Source organism: Methanolapillus ohkumae, from assembly GCF_032594355.1.
In the GTDB taxonomy this organism is placed as follows: Archaea; Halobacteriota; Methanosarcinia; order Methanosarcinales; family Methanosarcinaceae; genus Methanolapillus; species Methanolapillus ohkumae.
Genome location: NZ_CP131061.1, coordinates 636,944 through 659,602, shown reverse-complemented (window position 1 = coordinate 659,602; position 22,659 = coordinate 636,944). Strand labels below are relative to the sequence as shown.

At 42.4% G+C, this 22,659-nt stretch carries 16 protein-coding genes and 2 pseudogenes; 5 read left to right on the top strand and 13 right to left on the bottom strand.

Annotated features, from left to right (window positions below; genetic code table 11):
* Positions 1 to 218: 218 nt before the first annotated feature.
* The gene (locus MsAm2_RS02650) at positions 219 to 1,688 is read right to left on the bottom strand and encodes a DHH family phosphoesterase (RefSeq protein ID WP_338098261.1); all 1,470 of its coding nucleotides are present in this window, start codon (positions 1,686 to 1,688) and stop codon (positions 219 to 221) included.
* A gap of 379 nt (positions 1,689 to 2,067) precedes the next feature.
* Here MsAm2_RS02650 and MsAm2_RS02645 point away from each other — a divergent pair, with 379 nt between their 5' ends.
* From MsAm2_RS02645 to MsAm2_RS02625, 5 genes are all read left to right on the top strand, one after another.
* Positions 2,068 to 4,035: an NAD(P)H-hydrate dehydratase gene (locus tag MsAm2_RS02645; RefSeq protein WP_338098260.1), complete on the top strand. Its 1,968-nt coding sequence runs from the start codon at positions 2,068 to 2,070 to the stop codon at positions 4,033 to 4,035.
* Positions 4,032 to 4,217 (top strand): hypothetical protein, encoded by a 186-nt coding sequence (locus tag MsAm2_RS02640; RefSeq protein ID WP_338098259.1) that lies wholly within the window; start codon positions 4,032 to 4,034, stop codon positions 4,215 to 4,217. Before MsAm2_RS02645 ends, MsAm2_RS02640 begins: the two co-directional genes overlap by 4 nt.
* A 25-nt stretch (positions 4,218 to 4,242) precedes the next feature.
* A complete protein-coding gene (locus MsAm2_RS02635) occupies positions 4,243 to 5,103 on the top strand; it encodes a ribose-phosphate diphosphokinase (protein ID WP_338098258.1) in 861 nt (286 codons plus the stop codon).
* A gap of 335 nt (positions 5,104 to 5,438) precedes the next feature.
* Positions 5,439 to 7,514 (top strand): hypothetical protein, encoded by a 2,076-nt coding sequence (locus MsAm2_RS02630; RefSeq protein ID WP_338098257.1) that lies wholly within the window; start codon positions 5,439 to 5,441, stop codon positions 7,512 to 7,514.
* 100 nt (positions 7,515 to 7,614) lie between these two features.
* A complete protein-coding gene (locus MsAm2_RS02625; protein WP_338098256.1) occupies positions 7,615 to 7,941 on the top strand; it encodes a DUF6951 family protein in 327 nt (108 codons plus the stop codon).
* 659 nt (positions 7,942 to 8,600) lie between these two features.
* Here the strand turns inward: MsAm2_RS02625 and MsAm2_RS02620 are convergent.
* The 12 genes and pseudogenes from MsAm2_RS02620 to rsmA form a co-directional block, all read right to left on the bottom strand.
* Positions 8,601 to 8,885, bottom strand: coding sequence for a DUF2551 domain-containing protein (locus MsAm2_RS02620; RefSeq protein WP_338098493.1), 285 nt, complete (start codon positions 8,883 to 8,885; stop codon positions 8,601 to 8,603).
* Between the two features lie 245 nt (positions 8,886 to 9,130).
* Positions 9,131 to 10,279 carry a radical SAM protein gene (locus tag MsAm2_RS02615; RefSeq protein WP_338098255.1) on the bottom strand — a complete coding sequence of 383 codons (1,149 nt, stop codon included), beginning with the start codon at positions 10,277 to 10,279 and terminating at the stop codon, positions 9,131 to 9,133.
* A gap of 22 nt (positions 10,280 to 10,301) precedes the next feature.
* Entirely contained in the window at positions 10,302 to 12,200 is a 1,899-nt protein-coding gene (locus tag MsAm2_RS02610; protein WP_338098254.1) for a beta-CASP ribonuclease aCPSF1, read from the bottom strand.
* A 366-nt stretch (positions 12,201 to 12,566) separates the two neighbouring features.
* Positions 12,567 to 13,202, bottom strand: a complete 636-nt coding sequence (psmB, locus tag MsAm2_RS02605; RefSeq protein ID WP_338098253.1) for an archaeal proteasome endopeptidase complex subunit beta — start codon at positions 13,200 to 13,202, stop codon at positions 12,567 to 12,569.
* Positions 13,203 to 13,619: 417 nt separating this feature from the next.
* Positions 13,620 to 14,183: an HDIG domain-containing metalloprotein gene (locus MsAm2_RS02600; RefSeq protein ID WP_338098252.1), complete on the bottom strand. Its 564-nt coding sequence runs from the start codon at positions 14,181 to 14,183 to the stop codon at positions 13,620 to 13,622.
* A gap of 252 nt (positions 14,184 to 14,435) precedes the next feature.
* A complete protein-coding gene (locus tag MsAm2_RS02595) occupies positions 14,436 to 14,918 on the bottom strand; it encodes a transcription factor (RefSeq protein WP_338098492.1) in 483 nt (160 codons plus the stop codon).
* A 72-nt stretch (positions 14,919 to 14,990) separates the two neighbouring features.
* Positions 14,991 to 15,104 (bottom strand): annotated as a pseudogene (locus MsAm2_RS02590) (transcription factor); the annotation flags it as partial.
* Positions 15,105 to 15,324: 220 nt separating this feature from the next.
* Positions 15,325 to 16,443, bottom strand: coding sequence for a 60S ribosomal export protein NMD3 (locus MsAm2_RS02585; RefSeq protein ID WP_338098251.1), 1,119 nt, complete (start codon positions 16,441 to 16,443; stop codon positions 15,325 to 15,327).
* A gap of 104 nt (positions 16,444 to 16,547) precedes the next feature.
* A complete protein-coding gene (gene acsC, locus MsAm2_RS02580) occupies positions 16,548 to 17,999 on the bottom strand; it encodes an acetyl-CoA decarbonylase/synthase complex subunit gamma (protein ID WP_338098250.1) in 1,452 nt (483 codons plus the stop codon).
* A pseudogene (gene cdhD / locus MsAm2_RS02575) lies at positions 17,996 to 19,072 on the bottom strand (CO dehydrogenase/acetyl-CoA synthase subunit delta); the annotation flags it as partial. The gene acsC and the pseudogene cdhD, both read right to left, overlap by 4 nt.
* A gap of 345 nt (positions 19,073 to 19,417) precedes the next feature.
* Positions 19,418 to 20,548 carry a DUF362 domain-containing protein gene (locus MsAm2_RS02570; protein ID WP_338098491.1) on the bottom strand — a complete coding sequence of 377 codons (1,131 nt, stop codon included), beginning with the start codon at positions 20,546 to 20,548 and terminating at the stop codon, positions 19,418 to 19,420.
* Positions 20,549 to 20,685: 137 nt separating this feature from the next.
* Positions 20,686 to 22,650: a 16S rRNA (adenine(1518)-N(6)/adenine(1519)-N(6))-dimethyltransferase RsmA gene (gene rsmA, locus MsAm2_RS02565; protein ID WP_338098248.1), complete on the bottom strand. Its 1,965-nt coding sequence runs from the start codon at positions 22,648 to 22,650 to the stop codon at positions 20,686 to 20,688.
* Between the last annotated feature and the right edge of the window lie 9 nt (positions 22,651 to 22,659).

The window sequence follows — 22,659 nt, the reverse complement described above, 5'->3', positions numbered from 1 at the left end:
CACGAAAAATTAAAATTGTGGGATGTTTTTCAGTGTGGATTCATCAGAACCGCAAGCAGTCGGAATTATCAAACAGGTCAACACCACAATCGCAAGCCGTTGGCATTATCAAGCAGGCCGACATCACAACCGAAAGCAGCCGGCATAATCAAGCAGGTCAACACCACAACGCAAGCTGTCAACACCGCAATCAACCGGCAAGATGAATGAGGACGAAATTATTCATCATCGTCATCGCTTTCCATGCCCATGGCCATCAAAAATCTTTTGACAACGGATTCCTCGACCAATTTCTGAAGCGTATGCTTGTCTTTGGCGGAACTAAAAACGCCCAGCGAGATTTTCGCGCCGGCAGCTGTCGGGTGTCCGCCTGCGTTTTCTCCAAACGCTTGCCGCATGACATCCCCAAGATGAACGCGGATATCATCATTTCGGGCCGACACGTAGATATTGTCATCCATAATTCCGAAAATAACGGTTGTGGAAATGCCTTCCATGGTCAGCAAATAGTCCGCCGCCTGCGGCAACGCGTCGCGGTTGCGGATGACGCCGACATTGGACAAAAGACAGGTGCCGACGACTTCACGGTTACGAATCGCATCGCCTAAGACATCCAACGTTTCCACCGACATGGACGGGGTTTCCACCTGCGCCAAAAGATCGTGATCGGATAACGGATGGAGGAAAGACGCCGCCGCGAAATCAGCGGATGTGGTGTTGCGCCTGAAATCATTGGTATCCGTTCGGATTCCATACAAAAGCGCAGCAGCCAATTCTTTCGAAACCGTGACATCCATTTGTTGGAGGTATTTGGTCAAAATCGTCGCGGAAGAGCCGACATTCGTTCGAACGTCAACAAATTCGGCATTGGGTTCAATATCTCCATGAGAGTGGTGATCAATAATGATTCCGAGATGTTTTCCGGCCGGCACGGAATTGTTCACGCCCGGGATGGAACAGTCAATCATCGCCAATTTGTCATACCGGTCATAGCAATCGACACCGGTGATTTTGGTCATCGGGATCGACAAAAGATTGATGAACGCCTTGTTTTCGTGGTGGCCGATTTTTCCGTCGTACAGAATTTCGGTGCTGACGCCATATTTTTTGGCGATTTCCATAAGCGCAAACCCGCTTGAAATCGCATCCGGATCCGGATTGTCGTGAAGAATGATGCCGAGTTTGATCCCGCGATGGTCTTCCAGCCATGACGCCAAACGGTTTCCGGAATGCTTGGTCTCCATCATGTCCAAGTATTCGACAACGGTATTGGAGACGATTTTGGGCGGGACAAATACATAATTTGCGCCAGCCGCCACGAGTTCTTCTTTTTTCAGGCCGTCTGACGCGCGCGCGATAATACGAACAGATTCGGAAACAACCGGCTTAAAATTTGAAACCGCTTTGATGTTGGCGTTGTCGTCCGAACTCAGAACCGCGACGCAAATCAAATTTTTAAAATCGATGGAGTTGACGAGAGTGGGGTCAGAAATGTCTCCCAAAAACGCATTAAACCCATCTTGGCGCAGAGTTTCAACCCGGGCTTTATCGACGTCGAAAACAATAATTTCTTTTTCATTTTTGCGCAAATCTTTCGCGACGGCAAAGCCGATAATCCCGCCGCCTAAAATTAAATATCCCGGCTTGAGCTTTTTGACACTGTCGACGCTCTTTTGAGCTGGAGGCATAATGCATTCACCTGAAAAATCGTTTGAAATTTATAATTTTGAAAAACTCAGAAATTGAATCATAAATTTGAAATAAAAATGTAATGTTTAAAATTTGCCGTCTTCTATTTAAATCCATTTACTCACGGATTATCATGAATTTTATATGAGCATCTCGTGAAGAAAATCATCCCAAAATTTATTATTTAAAAAGGCAATTCAAATATAAAAAAGAACTCAATCCGAAATTGGATAAGTCGTATAATACTGTATAAATAAAAATAAATAAAAAGCTGAACAAGCTTAATTGTAAGTTATTGTAAGTTATTGTAAGTTTGTAAGTTATTGTAAGTTTGTAAGTTTGTAAGTATTAGAAGCCGGCGTTTATGAAGGAATAGATATGAAAACAGAAGCAATCTCCGCATCTGAAATGAAAGCCATTGACAAAAACGCCGTCTATTTCGGAATGAGTCCGCTCCAATTGATGGAAAATGCCGGTGCTTGCGTTTCAGATGTCATTTTTAATTATTTAAATCCGGGCGGACGATCTCAAATATTAAAAACCGCCGATTCCGCAAATGATTGGGTTATTTTTTTTGCGGGACTTGGAAATAATGGCGGAGACACTTTTGTCGCCGCCCGGCATTTATCCGGTCAAGATATCCGGTCGATGATCATTCTTTTAGGAGAAAAGGCGCACATCAAAACAGAAGAATCCCAAAAAAATTACGCCCTTTTGGAACATGACAAGAATGTTTCTTTATTTGAAATCCGGTCGGAATCCGAATTGGAAAACTTTTTTTTGGAAAATGAAAAAATCATCGGTTCGGATTCTTGCGGCAATTCCCGTATTGTTCTCGTGGATGGGATTTTTGGGACCGGATTTTTGGGACCAGCGAAAGGACTTGAAAAAAAAGCCATTGATTTGATTCATTCACAAAAGAAAAATAAAAATGTCTTCGTTTTGTCGGTAGACATTCCGTCCGGTCTTGAGCCGGAACCAAAAATTAAGTCCGCCCGTCACTCCCGTTCCAAAGATTCAATCGTTGTTGCCGACGCGACCGTGACGTTCCATCAAATGAAAACGTTTTTGCAAGCGAAAGACGCGGCGGTGTATACCGGAAAAATTTTTGTAAAACCGATTGGAATTCCTTTTGCGGCAGACGTGTGCTTTGGACCGGGAAACTTGGAAAATCTTTATGTCCGGGACAAAAAAAGCCACAAAGGTGACAGCGGGAAAGTTTTAATTATTGGCGGCGGGCCGTATACCGGCGCGCCAGCTTTGGCGGGCATGGCGGCATTAAAAGCCGGCGCGGACATTGTGACCGTTGCGGTTCCAAAACCTGCATTTGAAGCCGTTGCCGCATTTTCTCCGAACTTGATTGTCAAAAAATTATCCGCGGACATTTTGTGTGACGCGGACCTTCCTGTTTTGTCGGTGTTGATTGCGGCGCATGATGCGGTCGTTATCGGCCCAGGTCTTGGCGCCGACCCAAAAACCATTTCCACCGTCTCCAAAATAATTCCGTTGTGCAAAAAAGTCATTGCGGATGCCGATGCGTTGCAACCGGAAATTTTTGAAATAATCCAAAAATTAAAACTTCAAACAAAGCTTCCGAAAAATAAAGATCCGGCAAAAGAAGAGTCGGAAGAATCAAAACCTGAAAAAACAAGAACGGAAAAAGCAGGAATGGAAAAAACTGAAATTATTTTAACGCCGCACCGGGGTGAATTTTTAAGAATTCTGAAATACCTGAAATTCCCCAAGGCGGAGAAGTTCGAGGAATCCGATTTGGAAGAATTGGTTTTGGACGTTTGCCGACGGCTGGATGTGACGTTGCTTTTAAAAGGGCCGACAGATTTGATTTCGGATGGGAAAAGAATCCGCCGGAATTTGACCGGAAACCCGGCGATGTCGGTTGGGGGAACCGGTGATGTTTTATCCGGAATCGCAGGCGGCCTCTTCACAAAAAACAGCGCTTTTGAATCGGCCGGATGCGCGGCTTTTGTTTGCGGGTGTGCGGGAGATCAAGCCTTTTTAAAAGCCGGAAATTCATTGCTTGCAACGGATGTGATTTTAGAAATTCCGGACGTTTTTATTCAAGCATCCGGCTCTGATTTTCAACAAAAAAAGAATGAATCCGGCAAAAACAAGAGAACATCAAAACAAAACACGGATTCATCAAAACAAAACACGGATTCGGATTCAAAAGACGGTACCGAAAACGAAATATCCGAAGAATCGGAAATGGACGAAGACCGGCAGGAAAAACTCATGGAAATAATGAAACGCATTAAGCCGAAAAGTCAAAAATCGAAGATTCCGCCAAAACATCCAAATCCGGAGAAGAACCTTTTTATGAAATGATTGAACAAGGGGTTGCATTCCCTTTTACTGATAAAATAACAAAAAATAATTTAAATTTTTACAAAATCGCAAAAAATTGCAAAAGTTGTGACATTGAAAAAGTTGTAAAACATTGCAAACTTGAAAAAGTTGTAAAACATTGCAAACTTGAAAAAGTTGTAAAAATGACAAAAGTGACCTGACTAAAAATTAAGAAGAGGTTTTAGATTGAAAATAATTGGTGGCCCGTCCTCCCAAACTCTTGCCTGCCGTGTGGCGGCTGAAATGAATATTCTTCCGACTGTTTCTGAATTTACACGTTTTCCGGATGATGAGCAATATTTAAAAATTTCCGAACCGATTGAGGGAGAAGATGTGGTTCTCATCCAAAGCACGGCAACCGATTCTGATTGGATTATGCTGCTTCAGATGATTGACGCATGCGCGTCCGCCAAATCCATCCGCGTCGTGATTCCATACATGGGATATGCGCGCCAGGATCAAGTTTTCAAAAGTGGTGAAGCTGTCAGCGCACGTGCGATGGCAAAAACACTGACCGGCGTAGATTCGGTTTGGACGATGAATATTCACAAAAAACACACTCTTAATCATTTTGCGTGTCCGGCAATGGATTTGGATGCGTCCCCGCTCATCGCGAAATACATTTTGGATTTGAAACTCAACCGGCCGCTTTTGGTGGCTCCGGACAAAGGCGTGGAAAAAATGGTGAGAGATATGGCATCCGGCTTGGATTTGGAATGCGATGTTTTTGACAAAACACGCCTGAGCGGTGATACTGTTTCCATCCAAGAAAAGAAAATGGACATTGTCGGACGAGACGTTATTTTGATGGATGATATGATCGCAACCGGTGGAACGATGGCCGAATCGGTGAAAATTTTAAGGACAAACCATGCCGGAAATGTTTATGTGGCGTGCATTCATCCTGTTTTGGCACGAAACGCGGTTCTTCGGCTGGCGAATTCGGGCGTTAAAGATATCATGGCGACGGACACGCTGGAAAAGATCCAAAGCCGAATCAGCGTGGCACCGGTTATTGCCGCCGAACTCAAAAAATTGAAAAAATGAACGAAATGAAATGACTTTTCATTTTCCTTTCTTCTTTTTTCCTTCTTCTTTTTTCCTTCTTCTTTTTTCCTTCTTCTTTTTTCCTTCTTCTTTTTTCCTTCTTCTTTTTTTCCATAATTTTTGGTGCCGTCGCTACGGCGTTATGGCGGTAACTATTAAAAATTTGACAAAATCCCCGGGTCATTTTTATATAATTTAAAATTTTTCGATTTTTCCGGATACGTTAGTTATTATATAATAGATTAATATAAATTTATAATTATTTGATTTGCTTATCCGTTGCTATTTTATTTCCATGAGCAACTTTTATATTTCTCTAAAAGTATTTTCTTTGCATGTCCAATTCAAAAAATTCGCCCGCCAAAAAAAAAGAGAGTCGGAATGACTCCGACCACTCTACCGGGGAGCCGAATAAATCGGCGACAACCGGCAATTTAGACCGCTTTTTCATTTTGAAAAATTCATCCAAGAATTCAGCCGAGCCGACGCCATCCGAAAAAAACTCTTGGCCGGATGCGAATTTCAACAATTATAATTCCAATAAAAATTCCAATTATAATTCCGGCAAATCCAATCCGGCAAATATTTCTAAAAAACCATGGCCGGGCGCGGCTGAAGAAAAATCAGGTCCAAAAGGCGCTTATACGGATATTCGGGCGCCGGTGGAAGATAATTATGCCGCCAACAAAGATTGGCGAAGCCGGATTCAAAGCGCCATTGCTGAATCTGAAAAAAAGGATTCAAAACCATTTGTCTCAAAAAAAGATTGGCCGGAATTTCCAAATCAAAAAAGTATTGAAGCCGATTCCGCCTCAAAAGATGAGATTCGAATCAAAATTATAAAGCCGGATGAGAAAAAGTCGGAAAAGACAAAAACGGCGGAAAGCAAACCAAAAATTGAAACCAGCTCTTGTTATGAAGAATGGAAAGCTGAGCGGGACCAAAAAAATCAAAAAGCGGATGCGGAACTGAAAAAACGTATTTTGGAAAAACAAAAGAAAGCGGCGCAAGCTGAAAAATATGACAAATGGTTGGCTGAGCGGGAACTCAAAATTCAACAAGAAAATGAAGCGTTGAAGAAAAAGCTGGCTTCCAAAAAAAGAGCGCAAAGCCATGAAAGTTGGCTTTTTGAAAGAGAAAAGAAAAATAAAATCACTGACGCCCATTTGAAAAAATGCGTTTTGGAAAAGCAAAAGAAAGCGGCGCAAGCTGAAAAATATGACAAATGGTTGGCTGAACGGGAACTCAAAATTCAACAAGAAAATGAAGCATTGAAGAAAAAGCTGGCTTCCAAAAAAAGAGCGCAAAGCCATGAAAGTTGGCTTTTTGAAAGAGAAAAGAAAAATCAAATCGCTGACGCCCATTTGAAAAAATGTGTTTTGGAAAAGCAAAAGAAAGCGGCGCAAGCTGAAAAATATGACAAGTGGTTGGCTGAGCGGGAACTCAAAATTCAACAAGAAAATGAAGCGTTGAAGAAAAAGCTGGCCTCCAAAAAAAGAGCGCAAAGCTATGAACTTTGGCTTTTTGAAAGGGAAAAGAAAAATCAAATCGCTGACGCTCAACTCAAAAAATGCGTTTTGGAAAAACAAAAGAAAGCGGCTCAAGCTGAAAAATATGAAAAATGGTTAAAAGCGCGTGAATTGAAAAATCAGCAAGAAAATGAAGATTTAAAGAAAAAGTTGGCGGCAAAAAAGAGAGCGGAAAGTTATGAACTTTGGCTTTTTGAAAGGGAAAAGAAAAATAAAATCGCTGACATCCGTCTGAAAAAATGTGTTTTGGAAAAACAAAAGAAAGCCATTCAAGCTGAAAAATATGAAAAATGGTTGGCTGAGCGGGAATGTAAAAATCGGGTTGCTGACGCTCAACTCAAAAAATGTGTTTTGGAAAAACAGAAAAAAGCCGCTCAATCTGAAAAATATGACCGGTGGATGAAAGAGCGTGAGCTTAAAATCCAAAATGAAAAAGCCGAACTTCAAAAGAAGGCGGCGGCAAAAAGAAAAGCGCAGCGGTACGAAACGTGGCTGACGGCGCGGGAACTCAAAAATCAAAAAGCGGATGCGGACCTTCAAAAACGTGTTTTGAAGAAAAAGGATGAAACAACCCGCTCCTTTGCGTATGTCCGCTGGCTTGCGGAAAGAAATAACCGGATTCAAAAAGAAGAAGAAATTCTTCTGGAAAAACAACACTCCCAACAAAACCCGGCGTTGGAAATAAAAGAAATTCAAGAAGAAAAAGAAAAGCCAACGCAACCGGTTGAAATTATTGAAGAAGGCGAGCCGGACGAAGAAGACAAAGAATTTGAAAGAACTCTTTTGCTGTTTAAAAATGAAAAAAATAAGCTGCAAACTCTGCGTGTGGAAAATGAAAAACATCTCCATCCGAAAGATGTGAATAAAGAATTTATGATTTGAAGACTATATTTGAAATACCTGAATTGAATGTGAATTGAAAAAAAGATTAAAGGTTGAAAATTTTGAAATATTTGAAATGTTTAAAAATAAAGGTGAAAAAATGGCAACATTGAAAATGGCAACAATTTGCGGACATACAAACACGGTAAAAGCCGTCAGCGATGGCATGGAAACCCATGTCACGATTACAACATCCTGCCACAAAATACAATCATGGGGAACGGATTTTGTATTCCCGATGGAAGACATGATGAATATTCAAAACAAAACCTTTGAAGAAAAAGGAAAAGCGTGCCCGTTAACACCGACTTGTTTTGTTCCGACGCTGGTTATGAACACCGTCTGGCTGGAAAACGGCATGATTTCCAAGAATCTGGTCAAAAAAATGGGCGGCATGAACATCGAATATCTGGAACAAGATGAGTAAAAAAAATTGAATAAAATGAAAGAATCTCAATTCAAGAAAGTCATCCCAAAAATTCGGACGCGCAATCGCGTCTGAATTTTCAAATTGTTCTAAAAAAGAAAAGGATTTTAACGATTGCATCGGAATTATAATTGCCGGCCGTGTCCGGTTAATTATTGCATCTGTTTTATGTTTGAGCATTGCTGCGACTGCTTGCTGTTTGAGCATTGCTGTCGCCGCGCGCGTTACGGTGACAAATTTTAATTTTTCAACAAATCCGGTAGTTGGTTTTTCATTGCTCTCTCAATTTTACTGTTTGAGCATTGCTGCGACTGCTTGCTGTTTGAGCATTGCTGCCGCCGCGCGCGTTACGGTGACAAATTTTAATTTTTCAACAAAATCCGGTAGTTGGTTTTTCATTGCTCTCTCAATTTTACTGTTTGAGCATTGCTGCGACTGCTTGCTGTTTGAGCATTGCTGCCGCCGCGCGCGTTACGGTGACAAATTTTAATTTTTCAACAAAATCCGGCAGTTGGTTTTTCATTGCTCTCTCAATTTTACTGTTTGAAATCAGAAATCAGAATGGGAAAACAACATAAATGCGAAATCTGAAAAAAAAGAAACTAAAAAAGAAACTGAAAAAATATAAAAAAAAGGAAGCGAATCAAATGATTTAGTTTTTAATTCATTTGACTGCGGCCGAGTTCCAAAATGGACTCAACAACCGGCTTGTAATTGTCTTTAAGAGAATAAACATTATGATCGCCGGTTACGTTAATGCTGAGGATTCCAAGCCGCGTATTCATAAGGCCGACCATTGCCGAAACCCAGCGGTAACTGACCTCAAAGCTTTCTTGCTCCAGATACCGGAAAACGTCATTGGTTGTAAATTTATCTCCCGTAATAAAAAGATGTAAAACAATCTTACGAATTCCATTTTCGTCTCTGGCCAGATACTTTTCCAGCCGTTCCTTTACTTTGTCTTCTGTTGTTTGCAGCCCTGACACCCCGATTTTAATCTTTAAACGTCGTTGTTTTTCGTTTTTTATTTTGTTTTTTTGTTTTCATCCCATCTTTTTCGTTTTTTCCAATCACGTTTTTAATTTTAATTTAAGGCATTGGAGGGAATGAAAAACACATTTTTGTTCAAAATTGTGAATTCCCTATACATATTTATCCTTTATAAATTTTTACGCGTAAGATTCATATATTAGAAAATGCGGTTGCTCTCAACAACGAATCCATTTTCAAACGGATACCGCTCCAAATACCAAAATTGAATGTCCCCAAAAGTTGAAATGTTATCTTCCACGAAAATATCGCAAAGTTCTTCCAAAATCCCAAAAGCCATTTCCACTCTTGAAAAATGATCAAACTCATTGAAATCTCCGTCATCTTCTCCCGCTTCCGCGTCATAAACGGCATATGCGTCCATGGGAATTTCCAAATCACATAAAAGTGTGATGAACTCTTTTAAAAAAGATTTGCGGATTTGGACTTTTCCGTAAATAACCGTTCCATCCGATGTGATTTCATCAAACAATCGCGCATTTTTTTGAGCGGTTCGAATCAGCCGGAGCCGAAGCTGAACCGCATCTTTGTACCGAGACGAACAAAAATTAATTTTGCCGCCCTTTTGGCATATTTTTTTTGCGATTTTTAAAGATCCCAAAACTGCATTAGATTCATTGTCAATGAAAGAATAACCGCGATCTTTCATGGCCGCCACGTTATTTTCCGAAAATTCCAATTCATTCAAATTCAAAAAACAGTCCATTTTTTTGGCAAAATCCGCCACATGCTCCGCGCCGCACAGTGCCGGAATTTCAAAACCTGGAATAATTCCCGCATTTTTTGCCAACTGAATCGCATCTTCAAAAACCGAACCCTCCAACTGGTCCCACATCTCATACGGCGGATGGAATCGGATTTCATCCAGACCCGCATCAGCCAGCATTTGAATTTGTCCCGCGTCCGCCGGAAGGGACGTATACAAATGAATGTGATGATCCTGTCCGAAATGGTTTTTGAGAAGAGAAATGTAACCACAAGTCCGTTGAATTTTTAAAATCGGGTCTCCTCCCGTAATTCCGGTTCCTTTGGCGTTCATCGCTTCGGCTTCTTTTAAAATGTCGGAGTCCAACCCTTTTAAAATCAGGCGCTCATTCGCAAAAGTCACATCCCGGTTTTTCCGGTCATCGGACAGCGGGCAATAAAAACAATCCCGCGGGCAAAGGCCGGTAACAAAAAGAACCATTTTTGCTCCTTCCCGACAGCAGACGCAGCCGTCCGGCAAAAACCGGTGAAAGGATCCGGAAATTAAATCCCCGTCAGACAAAACAGTTTTAAATTCAGACATAGAAGACCCGGTCAATAAAAATTTAAAGAATCCGGAAAGTTTCCAGATTCACAAGCGGTTTGGCTTCAATGCGGGCCTTCTTTTTAATCGCGTCGGCAAATTCAATGCAGGATTTTTCATCCCCGTGGGACGTGTAAATTCGCTCCGGCTTGGGCTGCATCTTTTTAACATAATCCATCAACTGTTTGACATCTGAGTGGCCGGAGAAACCATCAATGGTCTCCACACCCATGTTGACTTTAATCGTGCTGTTATTCCCCACCGCAATTTCCTTCCAGCCTTTTTGAATGCGCCGGCCAATGGTTCCATCTGCCTGGTACCCGACAAACACCAAGGTGTTTCGCTCATCGGGCGCAAGTTTATAGAAATAATTCATCACGGGACCGCCGGTCATCATGCCCGACGTTGCAATAATTACACAGGGGTGCGGCTCTTCTAAAATTTTGTCCCGCATATCTTTTGAGTCCACCTGGCGGAAAGACTCCGACAAAAACGGATTTTGTCCTTTTTGGAAAATCTGTTTTTTAAGCTCGCTGTTCAGATATTCAGGGTGGGTCGCATGAATGGCGGTGGCTTCCCAAATCATACCGTCCAAATAAACCGGAACGTTGGGAATAAAGCCTTTACGAATCGCTTCTTCAAGAACAATCATGACTTCTTGACTTCGACCGACCGCGAATGCCGGGATTAAAACTGAGCCGCCGCGTTCCACGGTTGTCCGGATAATCTTTTGAAGATTCTTTTCCGCATCCCGAAGCGGCGTTTGAAAACCGTTGTTGTTGCCGTACGTCGCTTCCGTAATGACGGTTTCCACCCGGGGGAATTTGTTAATTGCCGGATCAAAGAGCCGAGTACGCTCGTATTTGTAGTCACCGGTAAACACAATGTTGTGAAGACCGTCCCCGATATGGAAATGAGAAATCGCAGACCCGATAATGTGTCCGGCGTTGTGGAAAGTCAATTTGATGTCCGGCGCAATGTCCGTCACTTCCTCATAATCCAAAGGAATCATGTGTAAAAGTTCTTTTTGGATGGTGTTGGAGTCATAAGGCACTCGTTTTCCTTCCTTAGACGCCACATCAATGTAGTCCAATTGAAGAAGAATCGTCATGTCACGCGTCGGCGGCGTGCAATATACCGGTCCTTCGTAGCCGTATTTGTAAAGCAGCGGCACAAGGCCTTGATGATCCATGTGGGCGTGGGTGACGACAATCGCGTCCAGTTCATCGAAATGATTGACTTCGGGAACGTACAGGTAGGGCGTTTTGTCTTCCGAGCCCAAGTTCACACCGCAATCAATCATGATTTTGGATTCCGGCGTAGATAAGAGATAACAACTGCGTCCGACTTCCATGCAGCCACCCAATGCCGTAATTCGGATCCATTGGTCTTGATGGGAACATTCACGGTGGATTTTGCGGCCGACGTCTTTTAAGATTTCCTTGCGCTCTTTGAGATTGTTGCGCATAAAATCGCGAACGTTTTTCACGGTTTTGGATTTTATCGGTGGCGTTCGGACGACCTTGGGAATCCAGCCGATTTCTTTGGTGATTTCGCGCAGAGTGTCCCCATGCTTTCCAATCACAAGCCCCGGCTTTTCCGCTTCAATAATGACTTCCCCCGAGTCGGGATCAAAATAACAATTTGAAATAACGGAATCGGTCGGAACAATTTTATGAATCAGCTCAATAGAGCGTTCCGGTTCCGCCAAAACTTTCGGGTCCGGACGCACCGCGATGCGGATCCGCAACACTTTTGCCAAATTCCTGATAATATTGCCGTCATCGGCAAATTTTTTCGGCTCCTCGGTATATAAAACAAGCTGCGGACCCTCAAATCCGACGCCGGAAATAGTAATGCCGGGCGGCAAATTCTTTTCGATTTTTACCCGAAGGTCTGCTAAAACATCATCGATTGCCATTAATGAACTTCCTTTTTTAAAATGAGTTAAAACACATATGGTTGATTGAGATTATATCTTTTAAATTTCTAATTAAGTAGTCTGATATTGAAAAATGATTGGCAAATTTAAAACAAATTTGAGATGAATTTGGATAAATTTGGATAATTTTGAGATGAATTTGGATAAATTTGGATAATTTTGAGATAAATTCAGAATAAATGTTAAAGGGTAAAACGGTCAACAAATCGAATTGTTGAAAATAAAGAAGGGGAGGAGAAAATTAAAATTTTATTTTGATTTAAACAAAAGATGAAAAACGGTTTTGTTTTCAATCAAAACATACACAAAACTAAAAAAAATATATTTGAAAAATGCTGAATTTTTTTAGTTCAGCTTTTCCCGGATTTTGAGAACTTCTTCATCATCCATTCTCAAAAAACTGTCTTTCGTAATCTTAACAACGCTGATGGCATCGCCGGACGCAGAGTCGCGTTTCATGGCGGTGTGAAGAGCCCGGATTGCTAATTTGGCACCTTCGTCAATCGACATGTTGTCTTTGTAATGATCTTCCAAAACACCGTACGCGATTGGAGATCCGGAACCTGTGGAAACCGCTTTTGTTTCCTCAATTGTTCCACCCATTGCGTCTAAAGAGTAGAGTCCGGCACCGTTTTTGTCAACGCCGCCGATGAGCAACTGCACCGCATACGGATAGTACCGGTTGGAATTGAGTAAATTGGAAAGGAGTGTGGTCAGCCCGCGAATGGTAACAGATTCCTTGCGCCGCATCTCGTAAAGTTTGGATTCAACCGTCAGCCCGCGAACAATTTGCTGCGCGTCGCCGACCGATCCGGCAATGGTAAGACCAATCCGGTCGCCAAGCTGATAAACTTTTTTCGCCTCGCGGCTGGCAATGAAATTTCCCATCGTTGCGCGCTTTTCACTGGCCAAGACGATTCCGTCTGCGCAAATGATGCCGACGGTAGTGGTTCCTTTCAAATAATTATTTTGTTCGGTCATAATTTGAAAACCTGGGGTTTGTTAAATTGTTGTTTTGTTAATTGATTTGTATTTAAAATCAATAAAATCATAAAATAAATGGGAAAACGATAGATATCAGATAAATGTTTCGAATTGTCTTTTCCCGAAATATTTTGGAAAAAGTCTGCATGCGTTAATAAGATAATTCACGAATTATTTTAAGAAACGATTTTGATAAAATGTAAGAATGAAAATTAAATTTTAAGAATAAATAATAAAGATAAATTGGAAAAACAATATGAAGAATTGAAAAATTTAAAGTGGAAAAATTTAAAGTGGAAAAATTTCATTGAAAAAAAATCTTTTTCAAAAAAGTTTACTTGGGTATTTCTAACCGCTGACAGATTAAATCCATATTCATTTCAATATATATAAATTTCCCTTTTTCAACTCTTTTTATTTTTTTATGAACACAGGGGATTTATCTTTTATTCTGTCATCCATCTCATCCGACGTTTCAAAATCTACTTCATGCGCCAATTCTTTGACACGCTTTCGGCTTTCTTTGTCAACACCGCGCTCTTTCAGAATTTTAAGCCGTTTTTTTAACGAAATGACTTCATCGCCTTTGACAATATTATCCGCGTGAGCAACGATTTTTTCTTCCCATGTCCTTGGCATGTAATCGTCTGCGGGAAGACCAAAATAATTCGCTTCTTCCGGCGTCAGTCCGGCGCCGATATGTTTTTTGATAATTTTTAAAATGGCGTCGTCCAAATTGTACTTTTGAGCCAACTCGGCACCAATCACGGCATGATCCATCCCATGAGAACGCGCACGCCCCAAATCATGCAACAATCCACCGATTTCCACGAATTCGACATTCACATCCCGCCCGGCTTCAATGTTTTTTCGGGCCAAGCATACAGCCACCTCGGAAACCACACAGCAATGAGCAATAACTTTCTCTTCGCAACCTTCTTCTTTTAAAATTTGCAAAGCCTTTTCACGAGAAATCATTGGAATCCCTCCGGGAAATTGAGAATCGAGGTAAATAAAAACACAACCAATCGAAATGAATGAAAATAAAATGAATGAAAAACTAAATGAAAAAAATAAAGTAAAGAGTGAGAAGTAAAGAGTGAGAAGTAAAGAGTGAGAAGTAAAGAGTGAGAAGTAAAGAGTGAGAAGTAAAGAGTGAGAAGTAAAGAGTGAAAAGTAAAAAGTGAAGAGTGAAAAATCAACGAAAAAATATCAAAATGTCAAAATTATTTATTTCGGCATTTCTCCAAATTCCTCAACGCGCCCATCAATCAATTGCTTGAACAATTCGTTGTCCTCAAACACCAAGTCTTCTCCGCAAACCGGACAGATAAAATCCGTTTGGACCGCTTCGTCAAAAATCAGCCGGAGACAGTGTTGCGGACACGCGTAAAATATATTCGTGTCCTCATATGCTTTTCTTTTGAGCAGGTTTCGGTACAATTTTTTCTTTTCCCGCTCAATTTGGTAATCAATCCCATCCATATTGATTTGCCACCGAAACGTCAGCCATCCGCTGTTGGCGTCACGCTCACGCCGGCAAATTGTGAATTTGTTCTCATACAAAATGAACAAAATCTTACGGACAGTATTGAGCGTAATTTCGTATTCTTCCGCCGATGCTTCTTTGGCTTTTGCGGCATCTTTTTCCGCTTTTTTTAACTCTTTTTCCAACCTTTTAATTTCCGTCGGATTGTCGCCGACAGCTTTCATTTCGGCTTTTAATTTTTTGACTTTGTCTTCCGCTTCTTTTGAAACCGTCTTTAACGGGTTTAAGACGTTGCAGATTTCCTCATCCGTCACTTCGCCATCCGGCATGTTCTGAATTAAAGTAATTCCGTCTTCTCCAATCAAACGCTTCAAATAACCGGCAATTAAAGGATCTTCTAAATCAATCAAATCAATCACAGCCTCTTTTTCAAAATATCATCGTAACAAACAAATCGATAAAATCTATACAAATCGATAACAAGCCTATAAAATCCATACAAAACGATAAACAAATCTATAAAATCCTAAAACAAAAATTGAGTCTTAATTCTTTCCCATAAGATATTTTTCAAATATTTATAATTACAGATTAAATTTGTCACAACAGATAAAGTGACCTCTTGAAAAATTACAGCGCGAAAATTCCGTATTCTGTCCGGAACACTTTGATTTCGCTTCCCGGCACCGAATTAAAGGAAATCGGTTTTTTAATGGTGACCGTTTCATAAGTGACCGGATCCAAAATCAAAATCGCGTTTTCCTCAACATCTACCAAAACGGCATTTTGCGCGTCGGCAACATTTCCCAAGTGCTTCGCGTCTTTTAAATTTTCGCTGTCCGTAAAATAACTCGACGAGTCCGATAAACAAACCCCGGTCAGTCTTTTTGCGCAATTGCGAACTTCAACGACTTTGCCATCCACAAAGATGACATCTCCTTTTTTAAATTCGGGAAGCCGCATGGCAAAGGTTGTTCGAAAAATTTCTTTCCCATCTTTAACACCCGCAAGCGTGTAGGATTCGGAAACGGAACCCCCCATCACTTCGATAATTCGCTTACAAACGTGGCGCCCGGCATTGGTAGAGCCGATAAAAATATCGGCGCCATCCTTAAACGTCATTGAATCCGTGACAAACGCCAATTTATCTCCTTTTTTCAGCATGTGGATCATGGTTTCATTAATCAGATGAAGGCTTTGATTGACTTCTTCTTTGGTCGGCATGCGGTTGCCGGCCCGAATTTGAATGATGGCTTCAAAGTACCCGCCGGCGCGGCGGCTGCACATATCGCATGCTTCCCGCTTAATCCGAACTTCCGTTTTCGCGTCCTTATAAAGTTTAACGCCTTCCACTTCCGCTTCCATGTCCACCAAAACATCATAAATGTAGGGGGAACGCGGATGGGGATGCATGCCGACAGACACATTTTGAAGACCACTTTGGACCAGCATATTTTCTTGGGCGGCCAACATCACGATTTCTTCAATATTCTCAAAATCGTTCCACTTGCTTTTGTGATAGTGGGCACCGCATTGCGGACAAACACGCGCGTGAAGCACGAGCGGCAACTCAAACAAATTAAATTTTTGGGAAAAACAATCCCGGCAAATATTTTTAACCAAAATATCCGTCTCTTTGCCGCATTCCGGGCAAATCAAATCACAAAGAACGGATTCTTTATCCGTTTTTTTGCCTTTTTCCGAACCGGATTTTTTCGGAATTTTAGGTGTGGGTGCTAAAGAAGTCATTTTTATTCCTAAATTATTATAATTTTAATAATTTCGTAAATTCATAATTTCGTAAATTCATAATTTCGTAAATCAGGAGTGAATTTTTTGCCGCCTCCGATTATTTATTTTTTCGGCGGCCAGTTTTCCAAAAGCCATTTGGACAAACGCCCGGAATCCGTCGGTCCGACTAATGTTGAAATTTTCATTTCCTTTTCAAGGCCGGTTTGAAGACGGGCGGCGAGTCCCGGCAAAATCAATGTCTGCAGGGTGGTGGATTGAAGATCAAATCCGGAATTTTCAAATCCTGCCTTCACCACATCCGGTGTCAGCTGCCCGCCGGCAACGGCCGCTTCAACGCCCAGGCCGCCGGTGTTGACCGACAGCAAATAACAATCAATATTGGAGGACGCCAAATCGCTTTCCACCGTGTAAAACGTCAGCGCGAAATTGGTCGTAAAAAGAACCGGAGAGTCAGGTCCAGGATTTCCGATTTTATACATTTTCGGCTCGACAGATGCCGGCGTTCGCGGATCGGTGTAAATCATTTTGGTCACGTGAACAAGCGGCAGAATTTCATACGGCTCAAGTCCGTGAATAATCATTAAATCCGCATACCGAACCGTCATTGCCGTAGCAACCATGGTCTCAAAATAGGCCGCTTCTGCGGATTCTTCCGCTCTTTTTTCACCATTTCCCTGATGTTTTTTACCGGTTTTGCCGTAAGACGCAATCGGAAGCGCAATCATCGGAAACGCGAGGTCAGAATCTCCATCCAACGCAGCTTTTCGAATCCGGATGAAATTTAAAAACGTTTGACCGATTTCGGCATCCGTCCTTCCGGCACCGGGATCAAGTACGATTTGAGAAACACCGTCCTTTTGAAGCGCGGCGGACAGGGATTTGAGCGCATCCAAATTACCGCCGGCAGAAATCACCACCGGAACTTCAAATTCAAGTGCAAGCTTTGTCATTTCCATCCGGTTTTTCTGATCGCAAGCATACATCAACGGTTTTTGTCCCAAAGATTCTTCAAGACCCCGCCGCATCACGGTCGGATTTTTCGTACACAACACAAGCGGCAGATTGCTTTTTGAGAGGATTGTTTGGATACATTTTCCAAACACGTCCGGATCGTTTGAAACACAGCGCACCGCAATCATATCCAAATATAAAAAATCTCCGACATAAAATTTCCGAAACGTTTGAATTTTTTGAATTCTCTCCAAAAGTGCATCTTCGGGCATCGTATCCCAAACGTCCACCGCAATCGGGGTTTTGTTGTAAAAGGAAAGCGTGTGCCGAAACATCACATCGTCGCCACCGAGGGTGACTTGGCGTTCTTTTGCGCCGATATGAATTTCGCGAATGGACGGCTCTAAAAGTTCGGACAGCGCTTGAAAGTCCCGCTTGGCGCCATCTGTATCCGGAGAGAGAAAAGCGTCTTTTATTTCTGATAATTTCATTTTTCGTCCGACCAAATCCGTCGCAACCGCCATTTTAGATTTCCCAAAACGCTTTTCGCTGTCGGCCGGAAGATACATGTACACATCCAGCGGGCTCTTTGCTTTTCTCATGCGTCATACACCTCCAAAATCCATCCGTCTGGATCCGCATCCGAAAATAAACCGGAGGAATCGGAAAAATCATAAGATTCCGGCTTTTGTTGCGCGTTTTTTAAAAGATTCAGCATTTCTTTAAGTGCCGAAACAGCTTTGGGATGCATCATCATAAATAAATCGTTTCCGGCCAGCGCCAACGAAAGGCCGGTTGTGATCTCCCAAATCGGACCGCGGTATTTGCGGTCGCCCCAATCCGAATCATCCGGCAAGGGAGAAGAAATCATCCAGGATTCGCGCGCGCCCCAGGCGTTGGTCGTTCCGGACGAGAGCGGAAACGCGAGTTCTTTGTCGCCCGAAAGTCCTGCCATTCGGATGCGTTCCATATTGGAATACGCGTAATCCAATCCATATCCGAGCGCCGCTGTCGTCGGATCCATAATCAAACTGTCCGGGGAAATATTGCACTGCCGCATCAGCTTTCTGTTGAGTTCTTTTTGTGCGTTGATGTCCATTTGCGTCCAGGACAAAATCACATGTCCGTATTTTTTGGCGGCATCTCCGATGCGCCGGTAGTCCATATTCAAATTGGCGGACGCCAAGAGAACACGTTCGCCTTCCGCCGCTTCCGCCGCTTTTTCCAAAACTTCCGGATCTTTTTTGGGGTTGCCGCTTCCGCCAATCACAATCGGAACGTCGACCGCTTGCAAAACATCTTCCACCGTCTTGGCGGCGTCTTTGGCAGACGTATCGGAAATGGCCGGATCGGTGGAAATCAAATGAATGGTGACCATGTCCGCCCCAAAGTCTCGGACTACCTTTTTGGCCCATTCGGCCGGGTCCCCAATAACATCTTCATAGTTTTCACGAACGGATTTCGCCAAATTTAGCGGCATGTCAAAAACATCCATGGTCACTCGAGGGGGATTGGGCATCACCGCGTCAAAAAAGTAAGGCATTGTCCGCTCTCCACCGATTGTGACAGATTTTTTCCGGCTTCCGCCTTCGCTTTGGGTTGCGCCCAAAACAACCTCTTGCACCGGTAAACGAAATGTGTCGAACGGTTTTACTTGAAATTTTAAAGGAAAAACGGGAATAGATGCGCTCAGCTCGTTGTCTGTTTCACATCCCAAAGAGTGTGCCGTACTTTTAAATTTAGAAAGAAGGGCGTCCGCATCAATTTCTTCGTCCGCCGGCTGAAGATTTCGGATAATTTTATCCAAATCCGACCGTTTAATTTTTCGCGTCATTTCTTTTTTATACTCCCGGGCTGCTATTTTAATTTTATCTTGCGGAAAAAAATCATTTCACGAGTTCAATCAATTTTTCAGTTCATTCAATTAATTTTTCAGTTCACTCACTCAATTTTTCAGTTCACTCAAATCCTTTCAATCTCATTTTTCAATGAATCCATTTTATTTTTCAATGAATTGATTTCATTCGATGAGTTCATATTTTCGAGTCCCCATCCCGAGTTTTTCGGCATATTCCAGTTGGCGGGCCCCATCTGTATTTTCAAAAACGCCTTTGAATTTATCCTCGCCGGCTTTATGATTTTTCCGCAAATTGCTGTCTGAAAAACCGACGCATTTATTCACCAAATCCAAACAAGCTTGGTCAAGTGCCACCGGGTCGGTCGACGCCAAAATTCCGATGTCAGGGACAATCGGGGAGTCGCTCCACGGTGTACAATCGCAATCCGGCGTTACATTCATGACAAAAGAAATGTAGCACACTTTTCCTTTTTTGTTTTTAACGGCGCCATATGCGTATTCGATCATCCGGTCAACAAAATCAGGAACATCTTTCCAATCAAAAAAGACGGCGTCGCGGGGGCAAATCATGCAGTGACCGCAGCTCAGGCAAGTTTTTCGGAGAATGCGCGCACCGTCTTTTTCCATAACGATGGATTGTGCCGGACACGCTTTGATGCACGCGCCGCATTTTGTGCATTTTTCTTGGTCAACTTCCGGCCGGGAAGAGGAGTGCTGCTCCCATTTTCCGGCAACAGATGCGCATCCCATGGCTAAATTTTTTAGAGCGCCGCCAAATCCGGACAGCATATGTCCTTTAAAGTGTGTCAAAACCACCATCGCATCCGCTTCTTCAATGTCGCGCGCGATTTTAACGGTTTTGAATTTATTTAAGTTGACATCGACTAAAACTTCGTTGTCGCCTTTAAGTCCGTCCGCAATAATGACAGGTGTTCCCAATACGGAATAGTTAAATCCGTGAAGAATGGCGGTTTCGATGTGTTCTACTGCGTTTTTGCGATAGCCTTCGTAAAGCGTATTGGTATCCGTCGCAAAGGGTAGAGCACCGGTATTCTTGATACAGTCCATCACCGCACGCACATAAACAGGATTAATATAGCCGTCATTTCCCCGCTCTCCGAAATGAAGTTTTACGGCGGTGAGGTCGCGGTTTGAAAACAGGGACTCAAAGCCTGCTTTTTTGAAAATTTGCTCTACTTTTTTGACTTTGCTCTGAGACGTTTTATGTGCCCGAAAATTCATAAAATAAACTTTTGACGGGACCGTCTCGGATTTTTTTCGGCTCTCTGTCATCTTTTCCACCCTCTGCCACCCTTTAAATCAATGAATAGAAACGAAAATAAAATGAATTTGAAATATTAATTTGAATACTTTTAAAATTCATAATTCTTTTGTTTTTGTTCTTTTAATTTTTTTCTTAAATTTGTTGTTTATTTTGTTTTTCGCCGTCCTAAAATGACCATCAGTTCTTCAAAAGAACATTTCTCCGATGCGGTGATTTCCGCAAAATATTTGTTTTTTTCCATTTCCGAAATTACTTCGGCGGACCCTGTTAAAGAGGAAATTAAAAGTAAAAACGCGCCGTCCGGCGCCAAATACTCCGACACATCTCTTAAAAACCGGTCGATGGTATCGCGTCCGAAAATTCCTCCGTCAAACGCGTAATTCAGCCATCCCGGCACTTTTTCATCCGGTGATGTCGGCAAATACGGCGGATTAAATAAAATGACATTAAAGACCGGATGCCCGTTTTTCTCAAAAATTTCAAACAGGTCTGATTGCTGTGCAAAAACCCCATTCTCCCGGGAACAAGCCACCGCTTCCGGATTTATGTCAACGGCGGTCAAAGAAAATCCGGGAACGGATCCGAATTCGGACAACAGGTAGGCGGAAATAAAACCGCTTCCACAGCCGACTTCCAAAACTTTAAAGCCGGAGCCGGAGAAGGAGCCGGATTTTCGGCCGGATGGGGCCGATAAACATTGATGAATAAAAGCGGCAGCGGATTTGGCCATCAAATAAGTGTCTTCCGCCGGCTCATAAACTTCTCCGTAAACCGTAACGGAAAAGGATTCCGGATGGAATTGAGATTCGACGTCAAATTCAACATAGGGGACAGACACATTGTTGAATTCACAGCCGGGTTCATTATTGGATTCGCGGTCGAAATCATTATTGGATTCGCAGTCGGAATCATTGTTAGATTCGCAGTCGGAATCATTGTTAGATTCGCGGTCGGAATCATTATTGAATTCGCGGTCGGAATCATTATTGGATTCGCGGTCGGAATCATTATTGAATTCGCGGTCGGAATCATTATTGGATTCGCGGTCGGAATCATTATTGAATTTGCGGTCGGAATCATTATTGGATTCACAGTCGGACGCATTGTTAGATTCACGGTCGGACGCATTGTTAGATTCACGGTCGGACGCATTGTTAGATTCGCAGTCGGAATCACTATTGGATTTTATAGAATAAAGCAAATCCGCCAGATGTGCAATTGCCGCCGGCGCCAACTCTTCCGCTCGCATTTCCAAAATATCGGCAACGGTTTTTTCGGATTCAAAAAAACCGGCTGATTCAAAGGGTTTTTGCCCAATCCTGCCCAGAATATTTTTTAAATTCGGCATATTGAGAAGAGAAGAATTGCTCAGCAGCGTATTTTTTATTTTTTTCCGGCGCTGGCTGAATAGGGCCTTGGTCACGTCGAAGAAAAAGTCTTCATTTTGAACCGAAAACGAAGAAGGGACTGAATTTAAATTTGAATTCAAATTTGAATTCAAATTTGAATTTCCAAGTTCTGCCGGATCGGATTTGGATTTGGAAACCAGCCGGATGACTGCCGAATCCACTTTCGGTGCCGGCTCAAACGCACCTTTGGGAACTTTAAATAAGTAGTTGGCGTCCGTTTTGTACTGTGTATGAACGGACAGCCGGCCGTAATCCTTTCCGCCTTCTTTGGCGACCAATCTTTTGGCAAATTCCAATTGGTACATGAGAACGGCTGAATCAAAATCGGACGACAATATTTTGAGGGTAATGTCGGAGGAAATTGAATACGGCAAATTTGCGACAATTTTGTTAAAAGGAAGGGAATTAAAATCGATATCCATCACATTTTTGTGAAGAATGTCGACATTTGAAAATACGGACAGCCGGTCTTTTAAAACGGCAATCATTTTGGGGTCGAGTTCGACAATGATTAATTTTTGAACTTTGGGGGCGATCCGCTCACTTAAATTTCCGATTCCGCCGCCGATTTCAAGGACAACGTCGTCCGGCTCAAGCGACGCGGCGTCTGCAATGGAATCTAACACGTGCGCATCAATGAGAAAATGCTGGTCCATGCGACCGCCTTTGACATGATAATCTTTGAGAATTTGTCGAACCATGAGAAGCAC

Bases quoted from the DNA above. Each gene is read 5' to 3' on its own strand.
- MsAm2_RS02650 (WP_338098261.1), bottom strand. From the start codon at position 1,688: ATGCCTCCAGCTCAAAAGAGCGTCGACAGTGTCAAAAAGCTCAAGCCG.
- MsAm2_RS02645 (WP_338098260.1), top strand. From the start codon at position 2,068: ATGAAAACAGAAGCAATCTCCGCATCTGAAATGAAAGCCATTGACAAA.
- MsAm2_RS02640 (WP_338098259.1), top strand. From the start codon at position 4,032: ATGATTGAACAAGGGGTTGCATTCCCTTTTACTGATAAAATAACAAAA.
- MsAm2_RS02630 (WP_338098257.1), top strand. From the start codon at position 5,439: ATGTCCAATTCAAAAAATTCGCCCGCCAAAAAAAAAGAGAGTCGGAAT.
- MsAm2_RS02625 (WP_338098256.1), top strand. From the start codon at position 7,615: ATGGCAACATTGAAAATGGCAACAATTTGCGGACATACAAACACGGTA.
- MsAm2_RS02615 (WP_338098255.1), bottom strand. From the start codon at position 10,279: ATGTCTGAATTTAAAACTGTTTTGTCTGACGGGGATTTAATTTCCGGA.
- MsAm2_RS02610 (WP_338098254.1), bottom strand. From the start codon at position 12,200: ATGGCAATCGATGATGTTTTAGCAGACCTTCGGGTAAAAATCGAAAAG.
- psmB (WP_338098253.1), bottom strand. From the start codon at position 13,202: ATGACCGAACAAAATAATTATTTGAAAGGAACCACTACCGTCGGCATC.
- MsAm2_RS02600 (WP_338098252.1), bottom strand. From the start codon at position 14,183: ATGATTTCTCGTGAAAAGGCTTTGCAAATTTTAAAAGAAGAAGGTTGC.
- MsAm2_RS02595 (WP_338098492.1), bottom strand. From the start codon at position 14,918: ATGAAAGCTGTCGGCGACAATCCGACGGAAATTAAAAGGTTGGAAAAA.
- MsAm2_RS02585 (WP_338098251.1), bottom strand. From the start codon at position 16,443: ATGACTTCTTTAGCACCCACACCTAAAATTCCGAAAAAATCCGGTTCG.
- acsC (WP_338098250.1), bottom strand. From the start codon at position 17,999: ATGAGAAAAGCAAAGAGCCCGCTGGATGTGTACATGTATCTTCCGGCC.
- MsAm2_RS02570 (WP_338098491.1), bottom strand. From the start codon at position 20,548: ATGACAGAGAGCCGAAAAAAATCCGAGACGGTCCCGTCAAAAGTTTAT.
- rsmA (WP_338098248.1), bottom strand. From the start codon at position 22,650: ATGGTTCGACAAATTCTCAAAGATTATCATGTCAAAGGCGGTCGCATG.